Below are 18312 nucleotides of genomic sequence, written 5' to 3' on the forward strand. Positions count from 1 at the left end.
AGGAGGCTCACCAGCCGCCCGCGGAAAGCGAAGGATATGTCCGAAGCGAATGCTATGCACCAACGATCATGACGTTCGCATTTCTCATCATAAAAACTCTTTTGTCCCAGCCCCTTTTTATTCGCTAGAAGGGAACCGATCTCCTTCTTTTTTTGCTACAAAAAATATCCGTTCACTATGTTCTGTGGGCAGCTCCTTCGAAAAATCAGCTGTTACGTTTAACACAGTAAAGCCCGCTTGTTTGAGCCATTGTATATATTGCTTAATCGGGTACGTTCGCTGAACATGAAGCTCATCAAACCGTTCATACAGCCCCTCTTCTTTTTTAACAAAAAAACTGAGCTCGTGTTCCACTGAGGCATCCCATTCACCGTGGAATGACCGCCAAATGTATGAGATCTCTTCGCCATCATCTGCAAAGGTCTGCCCGACAAACCCTTTCATCACTTTACTAACAGAATGAACATCAAACATAAAAAGTCCGCCAGCTTTTAACTGTTCATGCACTTGAGAAAAAGTACGCTCCACATCATTTTCTGTTTGAAGATAATTGAGAGAATCACAAAAAGCCGTAATGACGTCAAATGATCCTAGATCGGACAGCTCCCGCATATCTCGCTGTACTAAGAGGGGATCATAGCCAGCTTGTAAAAGCTTCTCTTTAGCAACTGCAAGCATATTCGCGGAGATATCCACTCCTGTCACATCATAGCCTGCTTCTAGTAGTGGAAGCAATAGCTGTCCAGTGCCGCAACCAAGATCAAGCAATGAGCGCCCGCTGATTTCATGAACTTGAACATTTTCTTCCACAAATGCCACCCACTGCTCATAAGGTGCATCTTCCATCAAAACATCGTAAATGCTTGCAAATCCTTCATACTTCATTGCTTTTCCTTCTGATAGGTCCAGCCATCCTTTTGGTAGACCTTTCCTTCTTTCATTAATTTACCAAGGGCACGCTTAAACGCTGCTTTGCTCATTTGAAACCGTCGTTGAATGTCTTCAGGTGTTGTTTTGTCCCAATAAGGCATTGAACCGCCACGAGAAAGCAAATACTCGTAAACAACTTCTGCATCATCATACTGACGCTCTTTTCGAGGCGGGAAGGTTGTAATATTTAGACGGCCGTCCTCACGAACAAATAGAACTCTCCCATTAACTTTCTCACCTAATCGATATTTATGGTTCATCTCAGTGTTATGCAAAAAGCATAGGTAGCCCTCCTCACTTAACAAGACAGCACCATCGGAGAGAAAGTGATAAATGGTTGCAGTCACTTCTTGTTTTAAAAGAGAGGAATCTCCCTTTTTCGAGATTTTTTCAATTGGGTGTCCTTTAACAAGCTTCCCCATCATTCGACCCTTTTTATCCCATGTCATCGAGACAGGTATACGATCTCCTTGTTGAGGCCACAGCTCCCGATCCTCAGGCAGCTCATCCATGGAAAGGAACAAATCTCGTGATGTACCATTGAAAAGAAAAAGACCATGCCCTTGTTTAACTGAGACAACCTCTAGCCAAGCCATTCCATCTTTATCAAGCAAGGGCTTCGACGTAGTTGCTGCCAACCTTCCATCGTGATCATGATACAGAAAGACTTCAAGCGTCTCTCCAATTTGAACGGGATTTGTCATTTCCCGTTTGTGAAGAAGAATATCCGTCGTTCCATCAGAGAGGAAAACACCAAAGTTGGCTTCCCTTACAACTTCTAACAAGACGGTCATTCCTGGCTTAAGCTCCATTAACCAAGTACCCCTTCCACTTCAATCACAGGTGCATCTCCCCAGAGCTTCTCTAAATTGTAGTACAAGCGCTCGTCCTTGTGGAAGACATGAACAACAACGTCTCCGAGGTCAATAAGCACCCAACGCGCTTGATCATAGCCCTCTAACCGTTGAATTTCGATGCCTTTTTCCTGTGCTGCTTTTTTTAATTCATGGGCAATTGCCTGTACTTGCTTCTCAGAGTTCCCATGGCAAATGACAAAATAATCGGCAATTAGAGAGAGCCCCTTCATATTTAAAGCAACAATTTGTTCTGCTCTTTTATCATCGATTGCCTTCACTACTAAGTGTAAAAGTTGATGATCAACCATTATTTATTCATTACCTCCTTTTTGTTTCTTTTCTTGTATTAACTGATTATACGTTGCCAATGTCGCAGGATAAATAAGCTGCTGACGCTTTGATAAAAAGCCAATCGTGTTCCCTAACGAAGCAATAAGCGCTTCATTTAGATCATTTTTTGCAATTTCTCTCACTTCATCCACACCTTTAAAATGGCGACCAGGCTCAATATAATCTGCAAGAAAAACGACCTTTTCTAATAAAGACATGTTAGGGCGTCCTGTCGTATGGTAACAAATAGCCCGAAGCACATCTTCATCCAAGATTCCAATTTCATGCTCAACGTAATAAGCGCCACAAGGAGCATGAAGCAGTTCATCACCGTAATCTAAAATATCCTTACAAGATAAGGTTGTCTGAACAAGTGCACGCATTTCATTTCGGTCTCGAAATTTTGCATAATCGTGAAAGATCGCCGCAAGCTCTGCTTTTTTAACAGGTGCGCCGTAGCGCTCTGCCAGTTCAGTCGCTGCTTGGACAACACCAAGGGTATGGGTGTAGCGATGCTCTGTTAAATGAGGTTTAACTAGCTGTAAGGCTTTATTTCGTTCCATTCCCCTGATACAACCCCTTCTCCTCAATATATGCTCGAACTCCCTCGGGAACCATATAGCGAATTGGTTTTTTCTCGAAAACCCTTTGACGGATCGCCGTTGATGAAAAAGCCACTTCGATTCCTTGTACTTCAATGATCCGACCTGGATAAGGAGAAGAGAAAGGAATTCCCGGTCGACTAAAACCAATAAATGTAACCATGTGCAGTAATTGATCAATCCGCTCCCACTTCGGCAAATACTCAACCATGTCTCCACCAATAATAAAATAAAATTCATAAAAAGGATGCTTCGTTTTCAATTCCCCAACCGTATCAACCGTGTAAGAAGGTCCTTCACGTTCTAGCTCAATGTCTATGACCTTAAAATTCTCTTCACCTTCGATTGCTTTTTTAATCATCGTATAGCGAAGCTCCCCTTCTGTGAGCTGCTCTCTTGTTTTGTGTGGCGGGAGCTGAACGGGGATAAACCAAACTTCATCCAACGCACAGGCTACCATCGCTTCTTGGGCAAGGAGCATATGGCCAAAGTGAGGAGGGTCAAACGTTCCCCCTAGCAGTCCAACTCGTTTCACTATTCAAACCTCCCCGTTTCCTTAAGAAGGGAGCACAATGCTTTTATTTTCTTTTGACTCTTTATACAGAACAATTGTATTTCCGATTACTTGTACCGTTTCTGCATTCGCACCTAAAGACAATTGCTCCGCTACTTCCTTTCGATCAAACTCACAGTTCTGCAAGACACTTACTTTAATAAGCTCGCGTGCTTCTAGTGCGTCCGCAATTTGTTTCACCATGTTCTCATTTACGCCACCTTTGCCGACTTGAAAGATCGGCTGTATATGATGCGCTTTTGAACGTAAAAAACGTTTTTGTTTACCTGTTAACATTGTTTCCTCCTAATTGTTTTAGAACGAGCTCACGCATTCGACGTCTATCTGGTTCTACTCCCGTCCATTTTTGAAAGGATAATGCCGCCTGATTGACAAACATCCCCAGTCCATCAACGATTTTGGTTCCCTTTAACCGAGCTTCTTTTAAAAATGACGTTTCCAATGGATTATAAACCAAGTCACTAACAATTGCATTCGAACGTACTTTATCTAAAGAAATTGGGCGTTCGTTAACTTTCGGACTCATTCCTACAGATGTTGTATTAATAATTATTGAGAATTTCGGCACGTCTTGTTCAGCTTCCTGAAGAGAAGAAACGGCAAGATTTCGATGGTTCGCGTCAAAGGCTACCTTTAAGGCTTCTGCTTTTTCAACAGTTCTGTTCGCAAAGGTAATGGATTGAACCTGCTCCTTTACCAATACTGCAGCAATGGCTCGCGCTGCACCTCCAGCGCCAATAATTAATACGTCTTGCTCAGATAATGATCGGTCAAGCGAAGGTAGTAAGGATTCCAAATAACCTCGTCCATCTGTGTTAGAACCAATTAAACGCCCTTGATCATTCACAATCGTATTTACTGCACCGATTTGCTTTGCTTCTTCTTCTATAAAATCAAGGTATTTCATAATCTCGACTTTGTGAGGAATCGTTACATTGCACCCTTTTATGTTCAAAGTACGAATAGCTTCTACAGCTTTTTCTAAATTTTTTGGGGCAATGTCAAAGGCATGATAAGAATGTGTAAGGCCAAGCTGTTGAAATGCATCGTTGTGAATCAAAGGTGACATGGAGTGACCAACAGGATGTCCGAATAAACCAAAAACCTCTCCCATACTCTTCTCTCCTTTTCTCTTTTAAATTAATGATTCACGAATGGAAACACCGACGCCTTTCGGTGCATAAGCAGCCACCGTCAAGTTTGTTCCATTCACAGTTACCCACCCTAAGCCAGAAAAGACGATATCACTTTTTGTGTCCTTAATGATGAACTCATGTTTGACAAAAGGCGGGAGTAACTCTTTTGAAAGCTCACCAGGAGGCGTTAACATTTCACCAAGGTGGTTCTTATACAATTCATCAGCCTTTTCTTGCTTTGTCCGGTGAATGTTAAGCTCATTTGAAAAATGGCAAACAAAAGAAGCACGCTCCCCCTCTGAAAAATCAAAACGGGCTAGACCGCCAAAAAACAAGGTTTGCTTTGGGTTCAACTGAAAGACGATTGGTTTAATTTCTTTTTTCGGCGTAATAACTTTTAACTCTTTTTTGTCTATATAATGCGCAATTTGATGATGATTAATAATTCCAGGCGTATCATAGAGGGCCTGACCGTCATCAAGAGGAATGTCTATCATATCCAATGTCGTACCTGGGAAATGAGATGTTGTAATCATTTGTTCCTCATCCCCGCCAAACGTTTGAATCATTTTATTAATAAACGTAGATTTCCCAACATTTGTGGAGCCCACAATATAGACATCTTTTCCCTTTCGCAACTGATCAATTTGCCCCGCTACCTTCTCTATGCCATCACCTTTAACAGCACTGATAAGAGAAACATCAACAGGCTTCAGCCCAAGCTCTTTCGCTGATTTTTTCATCCAATTAATGAGCCGGTTTCGATTCACCGACTTCGGTAATAGGTCAACCTTATTCCCTACTAATAGTACATCATTTTTGCCAACAAAACGATGAAGGCCTGGAAGCCAGCTACCGTTAAAGTCAAAAATGTCAATCAGCTTGACAATCAAGGCGTTCTTTGTTCCTAACGTATTCAAAATTTTTAAGAAGTCATCATCCGTTAAAGAAACATCCTGTACTTCATTATAATGTTTTAATCGAAAGCAGCGTTGACAGATAATCACATCTTTTTCCAGAGCAGCTGCTGGAGTGTAGCCAATTTCCTGCTTATCCTCTGTTTGAATTTTCACGCCGCATCCAGAACAAATCAACTCTCGCTCGTTCACACTTACTCCTCCCATTGAATCATCCCTTTTTTCTTCATCCATCCAAGAACAATCCGCTCCATTTTTCGATTAAGCCTTGTTGCAATTCCATCAGTACTTGCAACAGGAACGACAAGAATGGTGTGGATGTTTGCGCGATTCCCACCTAATACATCCGTAAAAATTTGATCGCCAATAACGACTGTTTCCTCTGGCTGGACATCCATCGCCTTGCAAGCTTGTCGGAATGCGCGTCGCATTGGTTTTCTTGCACTATGGATAAATTTCACCTTCTCTGGATCTGCAAACGTACGGACACGTTTTTCTGTATTATTTGAGACGATTGTTAACTTCATCCCAGCTTCAGTGATTTTTTTAAACCATTCTCTAAGCTCAGGCGTTGCCTCTGGCCGATCCCATTCAACAAGTGTATTATCTAGGTCTGTAATAACTCCCTTCACATTTTTATTTTTCAATTCTTGTAGGTTAATTTCATAAATACTTTTCACATATTCGTTTGGCAAAAGGTTTTTTATCAAATGAAGCACCTCACTGCTAATCTTTCACAATTTTGAAACACTATTATCGACATTCTTTATCAAAAAATTGCTACAATCAAACCGTAAGTATAACCTGAATGCTTGCCAATTTCAATGGAATCAAGGGAATTTTTTCATTTCTTGAGTTAGGATGTACAAAAGTAAAGATCTAATAGGAACCACCTCTTAATAAAACAGACTAGAAATGAAAAAATATTTCGACAAAAGGTTTCATTTACTAGCAGTTGTGGATAACGTTATACACGCCTCAACATTTGATTTACCAAGTATTTGCATCGACTTTAAACAAGAAACCCACAACTTATCAACGGGAGTATGTGGATAAAACGAACGGTTGTTCTATTTTACAATTCATGGTAGGATTAAGACAGTTAAGGTCTCCAATTAATGTTCCCATTTCACTTTTATATTCTTTTAAAATCGGACAAGCATAAATTCTACCGTTATAGATCATGAACTAATAGAAGAGGAGGTGGCCTGCAAATTTTAAGCAGGATAAAAAATGAAAACGTTATCGGATGAACTGCTTATTGAAACGTATTACAAAGCAATGGAGCTAAAGTTAAATGATGACTTTATTGATTTGATTCGTAAGGAAATCGATCGCCGCTCTTTAACAGACAAAACAAAAATAACCTCTTAAAAGAAAAAGGCAACCAATCGTGTGGTTGCTTTTTTTTTGCTTATTGATTAATGATATCTGCTCGTTCACCAATTTTAATGTATTCTCTTGGTCCGAATGGCTCTTTTATTGGAACAGCATCTTCTTCCATTTGTTGTAACTCAAACATACCTGCCCCTTCGCCATCATTTAATTGTACGATTCGACCGCTACTGCCGTGTACATACCACGCACTTACAAACATGATACTAAATAAACTGGTAGCTATAATTATTTTTTTTCGATTTTTCATTTAATCACCCAAATACTTTTATGATTAGGGTGCCGAAATTCCAATCAATCTATACATAAAAATTTTCCAACTTTTCCTAATAATTATATGTACATCAATGAATGTCTGGCAAATCAAAAAAAATTATTCAAAAAAAAGGTCGACTTTCTACATATTTAACAAATGAGAAATTCTAAGAAAAACTTGCTAGTATGAAGGATGCGCACAAGTACGAATTAAGTTATAATTAAACATGTAAAAAAATGTGTAGCTTGTCGAACAAGCAGAGAGAATAACGCCCTAAAAACAATTTATTTATATTATTATAAAAGGAGGTATTTCATTTGACATTACTTCATTGGGCAACGATAGCTCCTTTTTTATTGGCTATCCTTATTCCTTTTTTGTATAAATACGCACGAGCGATTCATACAGGATGGTTTGTTCTTGCCCTTCCACTCGTACTGTTCATTTATTTTCTACAACAGCTCCCCGTAACATCAGGCGGTGGCGTGATTCATCACACCGTTCCTTGGGTTCCATCTTTAGGGATTGATTTCACCGTTTATTTGGACGGGCTTAGCTTACTATTTGCATTATTGATTACAGGTATTGGTACACTCGTTATTCTCTACTCAATCTATTATTTGGCAGATAAGTCTGAGAAATTAAATAATTTTTACGTTTACTTGTTAATGTTTATGGGAGCGATGCTTGGTGTTGTTATTTCAGATAATCTCATCGTCCTTTATGTTTTCTGGGAGTTAACAAGTTTAGCTTCAGCTCTGCTAATTAGTTATTGGTTCCATAAAGAGAAATCTACATACGGTGCACAAAAGTCTATGCTCATCACGGTTTTCGGTGGTTTTGCAATGCTAGGAGGATTTTCACTCCTTTATGTGATGACTGGTACATTTAGCATTCGTGGGATTATTGACTCTGTAGACCTTGTCACCTCAAGTGCATTATTTTTACCTGCCATGCTACTTATTCTTTTAGGTGCATTCACTAAGTCAGCTCAATTTCCATTCCATATTTGGTTGCCAGACGCAATGGAAGCGCCTACACCAGTAAGTGCGTATTTACATTCTGCAACAATGGTAAAGGCCGGCATCTATTTGGTTGCCCGCTTAACACCTGTATTTGGCGGAAGTCCTGAGTGGTTTTGGCTGCTCTCAGGTTTTGGACTCGTTACCCTTCTCTGGGGATCACTTTCTGCAGTCAGACAAAAAGATTTAAAAGGAATTCTTGCCTTCTCGACGGTCAGTCAGCTTGGATTAATAATGAGTTTGCTCGGTATTGGTTCTGCTTCTTTGTATTATGGCAACGGAACAGAAACAGCCTTGTATACTACCGCTACACTTGCTGCAATCTTCCATTTAATTAACCATGCAACGTTCAAGGGTAGCCTTTTTATGACAGCTGGTATTATCGACCACGAAACGGGAACGCGTGACATTCGCAAGCTCGGTGGTTTAATGAGCATCATGCCAATCACGTTTACCATCTCATTAATTGGTCTAGCATCCATGGCTGGTCTCCCGCCTTTTAACGGATTTTTAAGTAAAGAGATGTTCTTTACTGGCGTTTTAAATGCAACGACACTGGACATCTTTAACATGCAAACATGGGGAATTCTCTTTCCTGTTGTCGCATGGATCGCGAGTGTATTTACGTTTGTTTATTGTGCGATCATGTTTTTCCGAACGTTTACTGGTGAGTTTAAAAAAGAAAATTACGATAAACACGTTCATGAAGCACCAATCGGAATGTTAATCAGCCCAATTGTTTTAGGCTCATTGGTTGTTATTTTTGGGTTCTTCCCAAACCTATTAGCCTATACCCTTATTGAGCCTGCGATCGTGTCGATTTTGCCAAATATAACGATTCAAGACATTAACATTTATCATTGGCACGGGTTTAATACGGAACTATTTATGACATTAGGCGTTATTGCTATTGGTACACTAATTTTCCTGAACATGAAGCGCTGGGTGCAGACTGCGATGTACTTAAAAGAAAGAGACCCTTTAAATCGTGTCTATGACCGTTCACTTGATTGGCTTGTAAAAGGCTCACAGGGTGTAACACGTGTGCAGATGACCGGTTTGCTTCGTGACTACTTTGTGTACATGTGTGTATTTATGATTTTACTATTTGGATACACAGCGATTCGATACAATGCGTTTGCTATCGATACGACCAATGTATCGGCCATCCCTCCTTACATGTGGGTCGTTACAGCAATCTTTATCGCTGTAACAATATCGATTCTATTTATCAATAATCGGATCACCATGATTATTGTAGTCGGTGTTATCGGTTTCATGGTTGCATTATTATTCGTAAACTTTAGTGCTCCAGATTTAGCGTTAACGCAGTTGATGGTTGAAACGGTCAGTGTTGTTCTCTTTATGCTTGCTTTTTATCATTTACCTGAATTACGTAAAGAAAAGTCGAAGCTTGGATTTAATTTGGTAAACTTACTTGTCTCGATCGGTGTCGGAGTTCTCGTAACTATGCTTGCTCTTAGTTCATTAGCACTTGGAAATGAAGCTAACTTCGCTTCAATCTCTGAGTACTATATTGAAAACTCTAAAGTACTTGCAGGGGGCTACAATATCGTCAACGTCATCCTTGTAGACTTCCGAGGTCTCGATACCATGTTAGAAATTCTTGTATTAGGTATTGCAGCACTAGGTGTAGTCGCAATGATTAAGCTTCGAATGACAGGGAGGGAAGATGTGTGAAAACAAATAATGTCTTGCTCCATACACTTTCGCGAGTTGTCACACTCATCATTCTTATCTTCTCTGTGTATTTGTTTTTTGCAGGTCACAACAACCCAGGTGGAGGCTTTATCGGGGGATTAATGACTGCAAGCGCCTTGATGCTTATGTATTTAACTTTTGACTTTAGTAAAATAAAAAAGGCATTGCCTATTAACTTCACGTCATTCATTGCAGCTGGTTTATTATTTGCAATTGGCACAGGCTTTGCAAGTACACTTTTTGGTTTCCCGTATTTGACACAGTTTTTTGATTACTATCAACTTCCGATTTTAGGAGAAGTCGAACTAACAACAGCACTTCCTTTTGACCTAGGTGTTTACTTAGTTGTTGTAGGAATTGCGCTAACCATTATTCTAACGATTGCGGAGGATGATAAGTAATGGAAATCTTAATGTCCATCACTATAGGAGTTCTCTTTATGGTAGGAACCTACTTAATTCTTTCGAAGAGCCTACTCCGTGTAGTTTTATCTCTTGTCATCCTGTCACATGCAGCACACTTGCTCTTACTGACAATGGCAGGATTAACAGAAGGAGGAGCACCTCTCCTTAACGTGGAAACAGCTGCGTATACAGACCCACTACCCCAAGCTCTGATTTTAACAGCCATTGTTATTAGTTTTGGGGTCACGTCATTCTTACTTGTTCTTGCTTATCGCACATACAAGGAGCATAAGACAGACGATTTAGATCAATTAAGGGGCTCTATCGATGAATAACTTAGTTATACTTCCAGTACTCATTCCATTGACAATTGGAGCATTGCTCATTTTCTTTGCAAAACAACATACCATTCAGCGTTTTATTAGTGGGTTGACGGTTGTCGGTATGTTGATTGTTTCAATTTATTTAGCTGTTGATGTTTATCAAAACGGAATTCGCACGCTAGAACTTGGGAATTGGCCTGCTCCGTTTGGAATCGTTTTTGTTGCAGATATGTTTGCAACGATGATGGTCATTTTATCGAGCATCGTTGGCTTTGTCTGTCTATTTTTCGCCTTTCAGACCATATCATCAGAACGAGAAAAATATTACTTCTATCCTTTTTACTTCTTTCTTTTAGCAGGGGTAAATGGTGCGTTTTTAACAGGAGACTTATTTAACTTGTTCGTTTTCTTTGAAGTAATGCTTATTGCATCGTATATTCTCATTGTGTTTGGCGGAACAAAATATCAGCTTCGTGAATCGTTCAAATACGTAATTATTAACGTCTTCGCCTCTATCTTATTCTTAGTTGGGGTTGCCTACATTTACTCTGTAACTGGAACGCTGAACATGGCTCATTTGGCTGTTAGGATTGCAGAGCTTGAGCAGCAAGGAGTATTAAACGTAATTGCAGTACTTTTCCTTGTTGTTTTTGCTATGAAGGGTGCTTTATTCCCACTTTATTTCTGGCTACCAAGGTCATACTATGGACCGCCAGCAGCCATTGCAGCACTATTCGGTGGTTTACTAACAAAAGTCGGTATCTACGCAATCATGCGTACCTTTACGTTAATTTTCACGCACGATCCAAGTTTCACTCATAACATTATTCTTGCTCTAGCATGTTTGACGATGTTTTTCGGTGTTCTTGGGGCTGTATCTCAATTTGACTTCAAACGAATCTTGTCGTATCACATTATCAGTCAGGTCGGGTATATGGTAATGGGGCTAGGCATTTTCACACCTCTTGCCATTGCAGGGGCGATTTATTACATCGCTCACCACATCATTGTAAAAGCTGCACTCTTCCTGTTTGCTGGTGCAACTCAAAAAATAACAGGAACGACAGATTTAAAACAGATGGGCGGTCTATTAAAAACCCATCCTTGGCTCGCTTGGTTATTCTTTATTTCAGCGATATCCTTAGCAGGAATTCCACCATTAAGTGGGTTTTTCAGTAAGTTTCCTTTGATTCTTGCGGGTTTCGAAGAAGGTCGTTATATCACTGTAACTGTGGCATTGCTTGTTGGCTTACTCACCCTTTTCTCGATGATGAAAATTTTCATCTATGCGTTTTGGGGCGAGCAAAAGCATACAGAAAAACAAGCAAAATATCCAATTGGAAAGCTTTTGCTGCCAATTGTTCCACTTGTTGCTTTAACGATTATTTTAGGTTTTGCTGCTGAGCCAATTTTCCAATATTCGCTTCAGGTGGCCGAAGAAATTTTAGACCCTTCTGTTTACATTGAATCTGTACTTAAGGAGTAGTTGCTATGGCTTTACAAATTGTTTTAAACATCGTCATTGCGATCGTTTGGGCCATCATCCAAAACAGTTACACTGGTGTCGATTTTCTTGTTGGATATGTGCTCGGTTTATTCATCTTGTACTTTTTAAAAAATTTCTTAGGGTTTGATTTCTATTTTAGACGCGTTTGGGCTGCCATTAAGCTGCTCCTGCTGTTTGCAAAGGAGCTCGTTCTCGCAAACATTGATGTTTTTAAAATCGTCTTAAGTCCTAAATTAGACATTGAGCCCGGTATTGTTGCCGTTCCAACAAAATTGAAAACAGATTGGGAAATAACCTTACTTGCATCACTTATTACCCTAACACCAGGTACATTATCAATGGATTTTTCTGATGATAACAAGTATATTTACATTCATGCCATTAACGTTCCAAATAAGGAAGAAATGATTAAGCAAATTCATGATTCATTTGAACGGGCAATATTGGAGGTGACACACTAATGCTTGAAGTCGTTTTGACTACAGTGCTCATTATTATGTCCATTTCCATGTTCATTTGCTTTATCCGTACGATTATTGGGCCTTCGATGTCTGACCGTATTGTGGCCTTGGATTCGTTCGGCATGAATCTTATAGGTTTCATTGGGATTGTAATGATGCTTCAAAATAGTGTTGCTTATTCAGAGGTCCTCCTAGTGTTAGGTATACTTGCTTTTATCGGTTCTGTTGCCTTATCAAAGTTCTTAGAGAAAGGGGATGTGTTCGACCGTGGTTGAAATTATTATTAGCGCGTTTGCGATTATCGGAGGTTTATTAAGCATTGTTGGCTCCATTGGACTTTTGCGCTTGCCTGATGTTTATTTACGCATTCACGCAGTTTCAAAGAACGCGACCCTTGGGGTGATTATGATCATGGTCGCAACCTTTCTCTTTTTTCTCCTTTTAGAAGGAGAGTTCATCGGTAAAATTTTGCTAACGATCCTCTTCGTCTTTCTTACCGCTCCTGTAGCTGGTTTAATGATATCTAGAGCAGCTTATCGAATTGGTACACCACTCTTTGATAAAACAAGCCAGGACGATTTGAAAAAAGTGTATGAGAAAAAAGCAAAACGTACTTGATAAAGAATTTTACCTCCGAGTTAGATAACGACTCGGAGTTTTTTTCTAGACATTTTTAAGATTAATTTGTTAAAATTTCCATGTCTCACTTTTTTCAGATTCATGTCTTTACGCTTTCAAAGGAGATATTAAATGAACATACTTTGGGAATACATACTTATTTTTATCGCCGCAGCTACACCATGGATTGAAGCCATCTTCATCGTTCCGATTGGAATCATTCGTGGATTAAACCCCTTTCTCACAAGCATTGTCGCCTTCACTGGAAATTGGCTGACGATTTTGCTTGTCATTGTTTTTTATGAAAAATATGAACAATGGCAAACAAAAAGACGTGAGAAAAAGGGAATTGAAAAAAAAGCAGCCACGAAAAAGCAGGAAAGAGCCAAACACTTATGGAATCGTTACGGACTTCCTGGGCTTGCCATTATTGGCCCCTTTTTCTTGGGTACACACTTAACAGCTTTAATGGCTCTCGCATTTAAATCGTCCAAACGTGCAGTTATGTGGTGGGTTTCTATTAGTCTTCTAGTCTGGATTTTGATCTTCGCTATAGCAACCTACTACGGGTTTAGCTGGGTTACAAACTAAAGCTACGCGCAAAGTGCAGCAACAAGAGCTAGAAACTCTGAATGTTATTGTAGAAGGAATTACTTGTGCCTGTAGCTAGACAGCTTTACAATTTGTACAAAAAGCACGCTTTTCCTTTAAAGGTGAGCGTGCTTGCGTTCCGTTTTATTAACGATACGGTTAAGTTGTAACGTTTTTTTTAACAAACTTTTAGCAAGGTGAAGCTTTTTTCAATGATTGTAGGTTTCATTTCTGCCATTTTCGGCAATAGAAAAACGGAGCTTCGATTTCTTATGTGGATGCCTCTTCAAACGTACCGATGCTTTCACCGATTTTTATTTTAACTGGGAGCGAAGTACTTGTTGGATGGTACATATCCTTCTCGAATAGGAGAAGGACAGAGGATCCAAATGAAAAATATCCCATTTCATCACCCTTTTTTAGGCATGCTTTCTGATGAGTGAGAATAATACTATTAATATTCATAGCACCAATTTTAACAATGGCCATCGCCCTGCCGCCCACTTGCATTTCGGTAATGAACCGATAATTCCTGGAAAGAGGCCGCTTTCCATACTTAAGACCTACATGATTAACAGGGGCTGATTTCTTTCCGAGTGCCCACTGTTTTCTAATTGTTCCTGCATGAGGACTATGGATTCGATGGTAATCACTTGGGCTAAGATAAAAGAGAGCATAACGCCCTTCTTCATACTTTTTTGCCTCAGCATCAGAGCCAAGCATTTCCGAAAGAGAATAGTGTTGCCCTTTGACGAAAAAGCTTGTTCCTTCTTTTAAAACCCCCATCTCAGCCAATGTCCCATCCACAGGGCTCACGAGATGATTTTCCCGTTCATCAATCGGACGTGCACCTGTTTTAAGTTTGCGGATAAAAAATTCATGTAAACTACCGTATTGTTGTAAAGGCCTTTCCATTTCCTCTTGATTAATTTTAAACGTTTTTGCAAAGGCAGGAACAACGATGCGACTGATTGACGATTGGGTAAATTTTTTTAACACATAAGACTGAAAAGGATTGTTTGCTAACTCTACAAATGCTCGTAACACTTTTTTTTTCAAAATTTTCCCCACCTAAAACTGTTAATATTTTGAAATCCAATGAGTGATCCCTAGTTATTTTACCGTCCTTATGCTATTATAAACTTTTAAGAAGTGCGAATAAACCCTGGTTTATCCTAGTTTTTTAACTGAAAGGAGTGAAGACCTTTGTTTCTGCTTCAACAGTTAGACCAAACCTTAAAAAAGATCAAGTGCCAAATTGCAAACAGTTTAACGGTCATAAATTTAAGCCTGGGTGTTTTCGCCATTTTGTATGTATTGCAAGGTGAATTGCGAACAAGCTTGCTGCTCATTACATTGGCTGCCGTTTTTGACCGACTCGATGGGTCAGCTGCTCGAAAGTTTAATATTGTCTCTGAGTTCGGCAAACAATTAGATTCATTAACCGACATCATCTCGTTTGGTGTTGCACCAGCACTCTTACTATATCATGCTGTTCTCTTTCAATTTGGAATTGCAGGGTCACTCTTTACGGTCCTTTTTATTGCATGTGGTGCCATCCGTCTAGCTCGTTTTAATGTTATGGAAAGCAATCATTTCTTCGTTGGGCTACCAATTACAGCAGCTGGATGCATACTAACCCTACTTTATTTACTTGTACCATTTCTTCCAGCATACTTGTTTATGTTTATCACACTCGTGCTTTCACTCTTAATGATTAGTACCATTCGTGTTCGAAAAATGTAACCCCTATCATTTCGCACCATACTTTTTCATTCCCATCTACTATAAAATGTAAATTATGACAAAAATAAAGAAAAAATTGGGTTCTTTTTCTTTATTTTTGCTTGTAAGGCTTGACACGACAAGGGTTTCATGAGAAATTTTAGGTGCAGGTTTATTCTAACTAGGAATGAAAGGGAGTTTTTTCATGAACAAGACAGATTTAATTAATGCAGTTGCAGAGCAAGCCGATCTTTCTAAAAAAGATGCATCGAAAGCAGTAGACGCAGTATTTGACAGCATTACTAGCGCTCTTCAAGAGGGCGGTAAAGTTCAGCTTGTTGGCTTCGGTAGCTTCGAAGTACGTGAGCGTTCTGCACGTAAAGGGCGTAACCCACAAACAGGCGAAGAAATTGAAATCCCAGCAACGAAAAATCCTGCGTTCAAGCCTGGTAAACAACTTAAAGACGCGGTTAACTAACGAATATGATGGCGTTTTTCGCCAATAAAGAAGTGAAGGGACAAGCCCTTCACTTTCTTCATGATGTTTTAAAATATATTCTCTAAACAAATTTGAAAGGAAACGCTCATCTATGCAATCTTCGTCACAAGGATCAAGCCACATCCCGTACAATTTCTCTAATTCGTCAATCAGCTGAACTCCATCCTTAGAACGTACATCCTTTAACGAAAAGTAGCCCTATCAAGCATATTTTTAGCTGTTTGGGCACCAATGGAAGGGATTGCTTGAAAGATAGCAAGACCTCTGATCTCCGTTGCCCCCTCAATCGTGCCTTGCAGTACAGAAGCAAGCTTTGCAACGGACAAAGTATGAATGTCCTTTAAGAAAATCTTATTCACTCATAATGCCTTTCGTTCGTTATCCGTTAGAGAAAGCTTTGGAGATTTCATCACCCGTTTCACCTCACAATATCCTTTCATGTTTTTTTTTTACCATGTATGCCTGGAGCTAGCTTTGGAGAGTAGGGATCTTTTATTCATAATAAAAAAGCACCAAACCCTTAGGATTGGTACTTGAATGACTCCATTATTTTAGGAACGCACGCAGCATCCAGATGTGCTGCTCTAAGGATCCTTTTATTTGAATGAACATATCCCCTGTCGCTTCATCACCTAATTTCTCTGCAACCTCAATCAACTGATTCGACTCTTCCACAAGTTTTTCGAAGTCACTTGCAATAGCATCAACCATTTGCATGGCATCTTCTGTTCCCTCTCCTTCTTTCACACTTGAATAATGCAAATACTCGGTCATTGTAGCGATTGGTTTCCCATTAATTGTAAGGATGCGCTCTGCAATTTGATCGATATTTGCTGCTGCTTGTGTATAATACTCTTCGAATTTAGCATGTAAAGTAAAGAATTCAGGACCCTTTACGTTCCAGTGATAATTATGAAGCTTTGTGTATAATACATTCCAATTTGCTAACTGCGTATTCAATAATTCGATTAATTTGTTATCCATATTAAACACACTCCTCTTTCATTTCTATTTTCTACAGTTCTCATTGTACCATTATTAAAACTAAATATCAATTAATAATTATTATAAATAAATATTTATTACAAACAACTTTTTCCTGCATTCCTTTAGAAAGGCTTTCAGATCGGCTTCTTGCTTACCATTCAAAGTAAAAGGGGCTGGGACAAAAGAGTTTTTCTTAATGAGAAATCCGAACGTAATGATCGTTGATGCATAGCATTCGCTAAGGTTGTGCATAGTTCGCATTTTCAATCAAACACGTTCGTTATGTCCCAGCCTCTTTTAATAAGAGACTTCTGATAACTCATAGTTTAAATTTATTCTAAATTAATATGGGTCTGAAGAATGGCTCACATCTTCAGCGCGATTGACTGCTTTTTCTCCTTCTGTAGCACCCATCGGATTTCGATGTGAGTCTGATTGAGAAGAATACTTTTCCAATCCGCTTTTCACACGCTCTCCATATTCTGGATCGCATTTTGTAAAATGCTCGACCATTTGTTGCTGAATCTCTTGTCGGCATGGGCCTAAGGTATTAACTAGATTTTTTATGAGCTCGTTACGCTCAAAATCAGACAGCCTTCTATACGTCTCACCTGCTTGACCATAATTATTCGTACGGGAAATGGAAGCACGCTTTACTTCTCCCTCTACATACGGTGTATGATCTTTTCCTGATTGTGACGCTTCCTTCAACCCACCAAGAATCGACGGCTCGTAATTTACATGTGGATTTTGACTTAATCCTTTATCGACCCGATACTCCATTTGACCATCCCGTTGATTGGTAGCAACCCGTTTTTTCGGCGCATTAATCGGTAATTGCAAATAGTTTGGCCCTACACGGTACCTTTGAGTATCAGAGTAAGAAAAGGTGCGTCCTTGCAATAATTTATCATCAGAGAAGTCCAGACCATCCACAAGCACTCCTGTTCCAAATGCAGCCTGTTCAACCTCTGCGAAATAATTCTCTGGATTTTTATTCAAAACCATTTTACCCACTGGAACCCATGGAACGACTTCCTTATACCAAAGCTTTGTTGGGTCCAATGGGTCAAAGTCTAATTCTGGGTGTTCATCGTCACTCATCATTTGAACAAATAGTTCCCACTCTGGGTAATCTCCCCGCTCAATCGCTTCATATAAATCTTGGCTTGCATGGTTAAAATTTTTCCCTTGAATCGCTTCTGCTTCTTCCTGTGTTAAATTTTTAATGCCTTGTTTTGGCTCCCAATGATATTTCACGATCACTGCTTCACCGGCTTCGTTCACCCATTTGTACGTATTCACACCAGAGCCTTGCATCATCCGATAATTAGCTGGGATGCCCCATGGTGAAAACAAAAAGGTAATCATATGAAGTGCCTCCGGTGACTGAGAAACAAAGTCAAAAATCCGTTCACCATCTTGTATATTTGTGACTGGATCTGGTTTGAACGCA

The 18312-nt window shown here is 39.6% G+C and carries 25 protein-coding genes; 11 read left to right on the plus strand and 14 right to left on the minus strand.

The genetic code is table 11. From position 1 onward, the window contains the following. Nucleotides 1-117: 117 nt before the first annotated feature. Genes BLT_RS0114165 through BLT_RS0114205 form a run of 9 tightly spaced genes read right to left on the minus strand, consistent with a single transcriptional unit; the run spans nt 118 to nt 6053 of the window. On the minus strand, nt 118-885 hold the full coding sequence (locus tag BLT_RS0114165; protein ID WP_017728430.1) for a class I SAM-dependent DNA methyltransferase: 768 nt from the start codon (nt 883-885) through the stop codon (nt 118-120). Further along, entirely contained in the window at nt 882-1742 is an 861-nt protein-coding gene (locus BLT_RS0114170; protein WP_017728431.1) for a CvfB family protein, read from the minus strand. The genes BLT_RS0114165 and BLT_RS0114170 overlap by 4 nt, the downstream gene beginning before the upstream one ends. Then, complete coding sequence (gene rsfS / locus BLT_RS0114175) at nt 1742-2095, minus strand: ribosome silencing factor (protein ID WP_017728432.1); 354 nt, start codon at nt 2093-2095, stop codon at nt 1742-1744. Before rsfS ends, BLT_RS0114170 begins: the two co-directional genes overlap by 1 nt. Before the next feature lie 3 nt (nt 2096-2098). After that, a complete protein-coding gene (yqeK, locus tag BLT_RS0114180) occupies nt 2099-2680 on the minus strand; it encodes a bis(5'-nucleosyl)-tetraphosphatase (symmetrical) YqeK (protein WP_017728433.1) in 582 nt (193 codons plus the stop codon). After that, nucleotides 2667-3254 carry a nicotinate-nucleotide adenylyltransferase gene (locus tag BLT_RS0114185; RefSeq protein ID WP_017728434.1) on the minus strand — a complete coding sequence of 196 codons (588 nt, stop codon included), beginning with the start codon at nt 3252-3254 and terminating at the stop codon, nt 2667-2669. Before BLT_RS0114185 ends, yqeK begins: the two co-directional genes overlap by 14 nt. A 21-nt stretch (nt 3255-3275) precedes the next feature. Then, on the minus strand, nt 3276-3569 hold the full coding sequence (gene yhbY / locus BLT_RS0114190) for a ribosome assembly RNA-binding protein YhbY (RefSeq protein WP_017728435.1): 294 nt from the start codon (nt 3567-3569) through the stop codon (nt 3276-3278). Then, nucleotides 3556-4407 carry a shikimate dehydrogenase gene (gene aroE / locus BLT_RS0114195; RefSeq protein WP_017728436.1) on the minus strand — a complete coding sequence of 284 codons (852 nt, stop codon included), beginning with the start codon at nt 4405-4407 and terminating at the stop codon, nt 3556-3558. Before aroE ends, yhbY begins: the two co-directional genes overlap by 14 nt. A gap of 21 nt (nt 4408-4428) precedes the next feature. After that, nucleotides 4429-5553, minus strand: a complete 1125-nt coding sequence (yqeH, locus tag BLT_RS0114200) for a ribosome biogenesis GTPase YqeH (RefSeq protein ID WP_017728437.1) — start codon at nt 5551-5553, stop codon at nt 4429-4431. Continuing rightward, nucleotides 5541-6053 (minus strand): YqeG family HAD IIIA-type phosphatase, encoded by a 513-nt coding sequence (locus tag BLT_RS0114205; RefSeq protein WP_026105132.1) that lies wholly within the window; start codon nt 6051-6053, stop codon nt 5541-5543. The genes yqeH and BLT_RS0114205 overlap by 13 nt, the downstream gene beginning before the upstream one ends. Nucleotides 6054-6579: 526 nt before the next feature. On the opposite strand from BLT_RS0114205, the gene sda reads away from it, so the two are divergent. Then, a complete protein-coding gene (gene sda, locus BLT_RS0114210) occupies nt 6580-6720 on the plus strand; it encodes a sporulation histidine kinase inhibitor Sda (RefSeq protein ID WP_017728439.1) in 141 nt (46 codons plus the stop codon). A 40-nt stretch (nt 6721-6760) separates the two neighbouring features. Here sda and BLT_RS0114215 read toward each other — a convergent pair whose 3' ends face one another. Further along, nucleotides 6761-6943 (minus strand): hypothetical protein, encoded by a 183-nt coding sequence (locus BLT_RS0114215; RefSeq protein ID WP_152414360.1) that lies wholly within the window; start codon nt 6941-6943, stop codon nt 6761-6763. 371 nt (nt 6944-7314) lie between these two features. Here BLT_RS0114215 and BLT_RS0114220 point away from each other — a divergent pair, with 371 nt between their 5' ends. The 8 genes from BLT_RS0114220 (at nt 7315) to BLT_RS0114255 (ending at nt 13645) form a co-directional block, all read left to right on the plus strand. After that, nucleotides 7315-9720 (plus strand): Na+/H+ antiporter subunit A, encoded by a 2406-nt coding sequence (locus BLT_RS0114220; RefSeq protein WP_017728441.1) that lies wholly within the window; start codon nt 7315-7317, stop codon nt 9718-9720. Next, a complete protein-coding gene (locus BLT_RS0114225) occupies nt 9717-10142 on the plus strand; it encodes a Na(+)/H(+) antiporter subunit B (RefSeq protein WP_017728442.1) in 426 nt (141 codons plus the stop codon). The genes BLT_RS0114220 and BLT_RS0114225 overlap by 4 nt, the downstream gene beginning before the upstream one ends. Next, complete coding sequence (locus BLT_RS0114230; RefSeq protein WP_026105133.1) at nt 10142-10480, plus strand: Na(+)/H(+) antiporter subunit C; 339 nt, start codon at nt 10142-10144, stop codon at nt 10478-10480. Before BLT_RS0114225 ends, BLT_RS0114230 begins: the two co-directional genes overlap by 1 nt. Continuing rightward, nucleotides 10473-11954, plus strand: coding sequence for a Na+/H+ antiporter subunit D (locus BLT_RS0114235; RefSeq protein WP_017728444.1), 1482 nt, complete (start codon nt 10473-10475; stop codon nt 11952-11954). The genes BLT_RS0114230 and BLT_RS0114235 overlap by 8 nt, the downstream gene beginning before the upstream one ends. Before the next feature lie 5 nt (nt 11955-11959). Further along, a complete protein-coding gene (locus tag BLT_RS0114240; RefSeq protein WP_017728445.1) occupies nt 11960-12436 on the plus strand; it encodes a Na+/H+ antiporter subunit E in 477 nt (158 codons plus the stop codon). Then, nucleotides 12436-12711 (plus strand): Na(+)/H(+) antiporter subunit F1, encoded by a 276-nt coding sequence (locus BLT_RS0114245; RefSeq protein WP_017728446.1) that lies wholly within the window; start codon nt 12436-12438, stop codon nt 12709-12711. The genes BLT_RS0114240 and BLT_RS0114245 overlap by 1 nt, the downstream gene beginning before the upstream one ends. Further along, on the plus strand, nt 12704-13054 hold the full coding sequence (gene mnhG, locus BLT_RS0114250) for a monovalent cation/H(+) antiporter subunit G (protein ID WP_017728447.1): 351 nt from the start codon (nt 12704-12706) through the stop codon (nt 13052-13054). The genes BLT_RS0114245 and mnhG overlap by 8 nt, the downstream gene beginning before the upstream one ends. Before the next feature lie 132 nt (nt 13055-13186). Further along, the gene (locus tag BLT_RS0114255) at nt 13187-13645 is read left to right on the plus strand and encodes a small multi-drug export protein (protein ID WP_017728448.1); all 459 of its coding nucleotides are present in this window, start codon (nt 13187-13189) and stop codon (nt 13643-13645) included. Between the two features lie 270 nt (nt 13646-13915). On the opposite strand, the gene BLT_RS0114260 is transcribed toward BLT_RS0114255, so the two are convergent. Next, entirely contained in the window at nt 13916-14704 is a 789-nt protein-coding gene (locus tag BLT_RS0114260; RefSeq protein ID WP_017728449.1) for a phosphatidylserine decarboxylase, read from the minus strand. Nucleotides 14705-14851: 147 nt separating this feature from the next. Here BLT_RS0114260 and pssA point away from each other — a divergent pair, with 147 nt between their 5' ends. After that, complete coding sequence (gene pssA / locus BLT_RS0114265; protein ID WP_017728450.1) at nt 14852-15391, plus strand: CDP-diacylglycerol--serine O-phosphatidyltransferase; 540 nt, start codon at nt 14852-14854, stop codon at nt 15389-15391. A gap of 184 nt (nt 15392-15575) precedes the next feature. Then, nucleotides 15576-15848, plus strand: a complete 273-nt coding sequence (locus tag BLT_RS0114270; RefSeq protein WP_017728451.1) for an HU family DNA-binding protein — start codon at nt 15576-15578, stop codon at nt 15846-15848. Between the two features lie 203 nt (nt 15849-16051). Here BLT_RS0114270 and BLT_RS24080 read toward each other — a convergent pair whose 3' ends face one another. The 3 genes from BLT_RS24080 to BLT_RS0114285 form a co-directional block, all read right to left on the minus strand. Next, nucleotides 16052-16228, minus strand: a complete 177-nt coding sequence (locus BLT_RS24080) for a hypothetical protein (protein WP_161603249.1) — start codon at nt 16226-16228, stop codon at nt 16052-16054. Nucleotides 16229-16415: 187 nt separating this feature from the next. Next, on the minus strand, nt 16416-16853 hold the full coding sequence (locus BLT_RS0114280) for a Dps family protein (RefSeq protein WP_017728453.1): 438 nt from the start codon (nt 16851-16853) through the stop codon (nt 16416-16418). A 345-nt stretch (nt 16854-17198) separates the two neighbouring features. Beyond that, nucleotides 17199-18312 (minus strand): catalase (locus BLT_RS0114285; protein ID WP_017728455.1); only part of this gene is annotated, 1114 nt, incomplete at its 5' end.

The organism is Halalkalibacterium ligniniphilum (genome assembly GCF_000334155.1).
Lineage (GTDB): Bacteria > Bacillota > Bacilli > Bacillales > Bacillaceae_D > Halalkalibacterium > Halalkalibacterium ligniniphilum.

Bases quoted from the DNA above. Each gene is read 5' to 3' on its own strand.
- BLT_RS0114165 (WP_017728430.1), bottom strand. From the start codon at position 885: ATGAAGTATGAAGGATTTGCAAGCATTTACGATGTTTTGATGGAAGAT.
- BLT_RS0114170 (WP_017728431.1), bottom strand. From the start codon at position 1,742: ATGGAGCTTAAGCCAGGAATGACCGTCTTGTTAGAAGTTGTAAGGGAA.
- rsfS (WP_017728432.1), bottom strand. From the start codon at position 2,095: ATGGTTGATCATCAACTTTTACACTTAGTAGTGAAGGCAATCGATGAT.
- yqeK (WP_017728433.1), bottom strand. From the start codon at position 2,680: ATGGAACGAAATAAAGCCTTACAGCTAGTTAAACCTCATTTAACAGAG.
- yhbY (WP_017728435.1), bottom strand. From the start codon at position 3,569: ATGTTAACAGGTAAACAAAAACGTTTTTTACGTTCAAAAGCGCATCAT.
- aroE (WP_017728436.1), bottom strand. From the start codon at position 4,407: ATGGGAGAGGTTTTTGGTTTATTCGGACATCCTGTTGGTCACTCCATG.
- yqeH (WP_017728437.1), bottom strand. From the start codon at position 5,553: ATGGGAGGAGTAAGTGTGAACGAGCGAGAGTTGATTTGTTCTGGATGC.
- sda (WP_017728439.1), top strand. From the start codon at position 6,580: ATGAAAACGTTATCGGATGAACTGCTTATTGAAACGTATTACAAAGCA.
- BLT_RS0114215 (WP_152414360.1), bottom strand. From the start codon at position 6,943: ATGTTTGTAAGTGCGTGGTATGTACACGGCAGTAGCGGTCGAATCGTA.
- BLT_RS0114230 (WP_026105133.1), top strand. From the start codon at position 10,142: ATGGAAATCTTAATGTCCATCACTATAGGAGTTCTCTTTATGGTAGGA.
- BLT_RS0114235 (WP_017728444.1), top strand. From the start codon at position 10,473: ATGAATAACTTAGTTATACTTCCAGTACTCATTCCATTGACAATTGGA.
- BLT_RS0114240 (WP_017728445.1), top strand. From the start codon at position 11,960: ATGGCTTTACAAATTGTTTTAAACATCGTCATTGCGATCGTTTGGGCC.
- BLT_RS0114245 (WP_017728446.1), top strand. From the start codon at position 12,436: ATGCTTGAAGTCGTTTTGACTACAGTGCTCATTATTATGTCCATTTCC.
- BLT_RS0114255 (WP_017728448.1), top strand. From the start codon at position 13,187: ATGAACATACTTTGGGAATACATACTTATTTTTATCGCCGCAGCTACA.
- BLT_RS0114270 (WP_017728451.1), top strand. From the start codon at position 15,576: ATGAACAAGACAGATTTAATTAATGCAGTTGCAGAGCAAGCCGATCTT.
- BLT_RS0114280 (WP_017728453.1), bottom strand. From the start codon at position 16,853: ATGGATAACAAATTAATCGAATTATTGAATACGCAGTTAGCAAATTGG.